This window comes from Stenoxybacter acetivorans DSM 19021 (genome assembly GCF_000745895.1).
GTDB lineage: Bacteria > Pseudomonadota > Gammaproteobacteria > Burkholderiales > Neisseriaceae > Stenoxybacter > Stenoxybacter acetivorans.
In genome coordinates this window covers 1-5,398 of record NZ_JQKE01000101.1, presented here as the reverse complement: position 1 = coordinate 5,398, position 5,398 = coordinate 1, and the positions used below count along the sequence as shown (strand labels likewise).

At 42.1% G+C, this 5,398-nt stretch carries 4 protein-coding genes; all 4 read right to left on the bottom strand.

The window, feature by feature from the left end; translation table 11 throughout:
• Nucleotides 1–275: transposase (locus tag Q384_RS10515; RefSeq protein ID WP_037587910.1), on the bottom strand; the 275-nt coding region annotated here is incomplete at its 3' end.
• A gap of 322 nt (nucleotides 276–597) precedes the next feature.
• Nucleotides 598–1,674 (bottom strand): bifunctional diaminohydroxyphosphoribosylaminopyrimidine deaminase/5-amino-6-(5-phosphoribosylamino)uracil reductase RibD, encoded by a 1,077-nt coding sequence (ribD, locus tag Q384_RS10510; protein ID WP_037587912.1) that lies wholly within the window; start codon nucleotides 1,672–1,674, stop codon nucleotides 598–600.
• Nucleotides 1,675–1,729: 55 nt separating this feature from the next.
• Nucleotides 1,730–2,320 carry a hypothetical protein gene (locus Q384_RS10505; protein ID WP_037587908.1) on the bottom strand — a complete coding sequence of 197 codons (591 nt, stop codon included), beginning with the start codon at nucleotides 2,318–2,320 and terminating at the stop codon, nucleotides 1,730–1,732.
• Nucleotides 2,321–2,548: 228 nt separating this feature from the next.
• Nucleotides 2,549–4,459 (bottom strand): tetratricopeptide repeat protein, encoded by a 1,911-nt coding sequence (locus Q384_RS10500; RefSeq protein WP_037587905.1) that lies wholly within the window; start codon nucleotides 4,457–4,459, stop codon nucleotides 2,549–2,551.
• Between the last annotated feature and the right edge of the window lie 939 nt (nucleotides 4,460–5,398).

The following is a 5,398-nucleotide window of genomic DNA, read 5'->3' as shown; positions in this document are numbered from 1 at the left end:
TTTTTGACGATTTGTGGCTCAAAACCACCGTTTCGGTCTCGCGGTGTTTCCAATTCAAAGCTGCCGGAATTTGCCTTGACCGTCTTTTTGGTGTAACCGTTGCGGCGGTTGGGCTCTTGTGGGTTCTGTTCGAGATAATGTTCGATTTCGGCATCAAGAGCAGCTTCGGTCAGTTGTTTGATAAGCGGGGTGAGTATGCCGTCTTTGCCTGTCAGTGCTTGACCTGATTGAAGCTGTTTAAGTGCTGTTTTAAAGTCGAATATGGGGTTGTTCATGTGTTGTCTCCTATTTGGAATAGTTTAGGGGATTGACACAGATTTTTGAACACTACCACCTGTTACCGTGATGGAGTATAAGCAACATTTTATATATATATTTTCATCACACAGCAATCCGAAACAATCAAGCCCTTACAGTAGAAACTGGAATGAAAAATTATATCCATGTGCAGAAAAATAGTTGTTTAGCGATACATATCTAAATATCTTTTACACCAAAAGATGTGGCGTCTATTCGTTATAAACAACTTCATTTTAATAGAATTTTTTCAGGCAACCTCTTGTTTCAAGATAATTTTTTTATTTGTGATTAAAGCATTTATTCACACTTTGCCAAAATCCATTTAATATCATCACCTATTTGCTCAATTGACTTGGTTTGCCAGTCATTTCTCAATAGATTTTCTGTGGTTTCGGGCAACCTAAACGCCGCTTTGGCGTGATGACCCAAAATTTTCGGGGCTTGATACAATACCACTTCATCAACCCAATTCTGCCGCAATAACTCGGTATTTAAATTTGCGCCGCCCTCAACCAAAATTTCACCATAGCCCATTTGTGCCAATCTCGGCATCAATTCATTTAGATTGATACGCCCTGATTGATCTGCCGCGACACACAATATCTGCACATGAGCATGACGCAAATACGCTTCATATCGTATTTTGTCCTGCACACACGTGGCAATCAAAGTTGGGCTGCTATCGTCTGTTACCAAGGCACTTGACAATGGTGTGCGCAAGCAGCTGTCTAATACAATGCGCACGGGTTGACGTAAAACAGGAAAGGTACGTATATTCAAGCGTGGATTGTCTGTCAAAACCGTACCGATACCGGTAAGTATGGCACAGCTTTCAGCACGTAAAATCTGCACATCAGCTCGCGCCGCCTCTCCGGTAATCCATCGGCTTTGTCCATCAGACAAGGCAGTTTTGCTGTCTAAAGATGTAGCCACTTTTAAGCGTATAAACGGTCTGCCGCGCTCAATGCGTGACAGAAAAGCACGGTTTAGCTCACGTGCTTCATCTGCCAACAAACCCACTTCACAAACAATATCCGCTTGACGCAACCGCGCCACACCCTGCCCGCTGACTTGCGGATTGGGGTCGTACATGGCTACAACCACCCGTGCCACACCGGCAGCAATCAATGCATCGGCACAAGGACCCGTGCGGCCATGATGACTGCACGGTTCTAAAGTAACATAAGCAGTTGCACCTTTTGCCCAAAGACCCGCCTGTTTGAGTGCGTGGATTTCGGCATGTGGTTCACCTGTTTTCAGATGAAAACCTTGCCCAATGATTTGATTGCCACGTGTGATAACACAACCTACCCGCGGATTGGGGCTGGTAGAAAACCGCCCCTGTATCGCCAAACCAAGGGCAATCTGCATCATTTCCCGATCAAGATTGCTGAAATTGGCTGCATTCGTGTTGGTATTCACGATGCTTTTACTTTATGGTAATGTTGTCAAGATAATGGGTTAGTTCATCAGCAGATAAAAGGCTGCCGGCGGCGCACACGGCATAATATTGCGCCTCTGCCGCTGCCAACACTGCGCAACTTTCATTTAAGCGGACACCATCACGCTCATGGCTAAAGCGGTAGTTCAAACGATTATTACTCGCTTCTTGTATTTCCAGATTTTGAATAGTGGTTTGATTTTTTAATGCTTCGATAACTCGCTTGAAGTAATCAGCGGCTGTATCTTTATGTGCATCAGTGAAATGAATCGCTGAAAGATTGACATCGGCATCATCATCACGTTGAAAGAGAATGAGGGTATCACCTTCTTTTAGCTCAAGCCATTGCTGTGCTTGATTAAAAGAATCGGTAAATTTACCGGGTACGGTAATGCTCATTGCACCGTCATTACTGCTGAGCGTTTGCACTGCATTGGTATTGCCTGAAAGATTTGCTTCAGCCTCAGCCGCAGCAGCGGCTTCGCTGGCACTTAACGTAACTGATGTTTCTTGCTTGGAACAGGCTGTTTGCAATAATACGGCAGATACCAACAATGCAATAAAGGTTTTATTTAACATAAAAATACTCATCAAAAGAATTTAAGGGGTAATAAGGAAAAATCACTTCAGGCTGCCTGATTTTTTCAGCCGGCCATTATTTATACAGCTAAAAATACTGTTCATAGACATTACCGAAAGTATTTTTTGTGAATAACACAAGCGCATTGTGATTTATTCAATCATCAAAACCAAAATATTTTACCGTTTCTTGTTGCGGCGAACACTTATATTTTCAGGTAGCCTGCATTATTCTGTGTTACGCTGCACATTAAACCGTTTTAAAGTATTCAGCAGTACGGCATCTTTATCATTTAATTGCAAACCTTGCTGCCAAACTTGTTTGGCTTCTTCTTGCTGATTCAATGTCCACAATACTTCACCCAAATGTGCCGCCACTTCTGAATTAGGCATTTTGGAAAAAGCAAAACGCAAATACGGCAATGCTTTTTTTGCGTCGCCGTTTAAAAAATAAGCCCAGCCCAAACTGTCGTTAATTGGTGCTGCTTGCGGTTCTATTGCATAAGCGGCTTCAATCAATTGCGTGGCTTCTTGAAAATTTACCGCATGCTCTTTTCCACTTTTCGGCTGTAATAATAAAGTGTAACCCAAAGCATTCATACCATTTGGATTACCGGGATTAAGACTTAAAAATCGGCGAAAATCCGCAATGGCTTTTTGCGGTTGATTCAATTTATCGGCATACAATAAGCCGCGCTGATAAAGCCACAACGACAATTCATCGTTGTTTTTCCGATTTTGAGCTTCACTGATTAAGCGATTGAGCACGGTGTGTACGGTATCGTTTTGCCATGTATTCAGCAAAATTTGCTGCAACTCAATTAAAAATTTACGGCCAAGCACTTGCCCCTGCGGGTTAATACGAGCCGCTTCATCGAGTAAACTTTGTATTTCCTGCCATTTTGCGCCCTCGCCATTTTGAATAAGAGCCAGCATCAATAAATAATCAAACCGCTGCTGCCGTGCATCAAGACGCTTTAACCAAGATCGGGCTGCCTGAAAATTTTTTACTTCGACTAATTGCGCAATCGCACTGACCGCTGCTTTATTTTTCTGTTCAGGGCTGCCTGAAAGATAAGCATTTTCCAAATACAGCAACCCGGTATCAATCGGTTCACCCGGCTTAAACAATAACGCTGCTGCCATGATTAACCATTCCGGATTGGTGTTATTCTGTAAAAGCGGCTGTAACTGTTGATATAACCCCTGCACATTATTTGATTTTATTTGGGTGCCGACATACACTTTTTTCCACGCCAACGGCAATTGAGTAAGGTCTGTTTGTTTAAAAAAAGCACTCAGCACATCAGGGGTTTTATTTTGAATTAAACCCAAGGTTACACCTGTGGGCGGTGCAATATCCGGATCCAATTCAAGCAAGCGGCGTAAAGCCAAAACCGCATCTTGATGATGATGATGATTGCTTTGCTTATCATACAAAGTGCTGAATGATGAAGCCAGCGCATCAGACACAACTGCTTCAGGCTGCTCAGGATAGGCATTGGCTAAGCGATGAATGGATTCTGAAAATTTTGCGGTTTTTTCCGGATAACGCAAACTCATTTGCGCCAATTGCAAAAACACTCGTTTTACTTCTACGTCATCTGCCGAAGCCAATATGCTGTCTGCGTTTTTAACAACGGCATCAACATTGCCTGCCGCCGCATCTATCAGCCATTGTGCTTTTTTCTGTTCCACACCGGGCTTCGGCTGCCAAGTTTGCCAGCTTTGCATCAACTGTTGTGCTTGTGCCAACGCTTTTTGAAGCGTTAAATTATCATCAGAAAAAATTAATTCAATCGTACGAAGCCCCAATTCGGGTGCGTGCGTGCGTTGAAACAAAACCGAATAAATGGCCAGTGCTGTTTGCGGTTCATTTTTATCCAACGCCAATTCCGCACTGAATAAAGTGAACATCTCACCCGCCCGATTCGCCGCTGCAGCACGCTGCTGCCATTCTTGCTGTGCTTGCTGTACAAGCGGGTTACTGCTGATTGGCGAAACGGTCTCTGCCGCGGGAATGGTTGCCGCCGAATCAGAACTCGCCGCAACCGCCTGAACAGGAAAAGCCACCGCCAACAACGAAACCGCAGCGGATAACAAAATATTGGCTTTGGTGTAAAAAATCCGATGTGTCATTACTTGATTACCCTGTGTGTGTTCAACCTCGCACGGACGAGGATGTTCATTCGTATTTACTTTACCACAATCATTCCGGTTTACGTGATTGCCGAGATTATTTTCAAGCAATATCTGCCCGAATGATTTCCCTGGTTCTTTAAATTTTTCAGTTATTTTCAGCTATTATTGAATTTTTCAGGCAGCCTGAAAAATGCAGATAATTTATTACTACAATAAAATTAAATAATTAAAAATTAAATAGTTATGATAAATATTACAACAACAAACCACTCAATTCATAACAAATATACCTATTTTTTACCGCTACTCTAAATATACTAGGGTCTGTGGATATTTAAAGCTCAGCGTGAATTGATTTCAGCAGCACACAAATAAGAACCCATGTTCAAAAAAATTCTTAATAAAATCATATGATGTCAAAAAACGACTCAATCATCGCCCATTGGCTATCTGTCAAATCACTCGGGTACATAAAGGATTACCTACTATCTTGGTTTATCTGCTAATTATACGCCATATGATTTTATTAAGAATTTTTTGAATATTGGTTCTTAAACATTTTGAACATAGGTTCTTATTTGTGTGCTGCTGAAATCAATTCACGCTGAGCTTTAAATATCCACAGACCCTACTGTTCAGGAAAAAATATCACCTATCCCACTGATGCCAAATTGTATCAAAAAGCCCGTGAAGAAATTGTTAAGCAAGCCAAAGAGGCAGGGCAATCGCATGAAAAATTATCTCTCACCACTTTAGAATCTATGTTCAATAACGTTTAAGTAAAGTATGCAAATGGGAAATGATGAAATCATTTTCTTGATGTTTGCATTTAATCTCGTCATCCTTACTGAGTAACCTTGAATGATTTACCCAAGCAAAGGTTCGTTCAACAACCCAACGTTTAGGTAAAACCAGCCATTCAGGCGTGATTCGGGC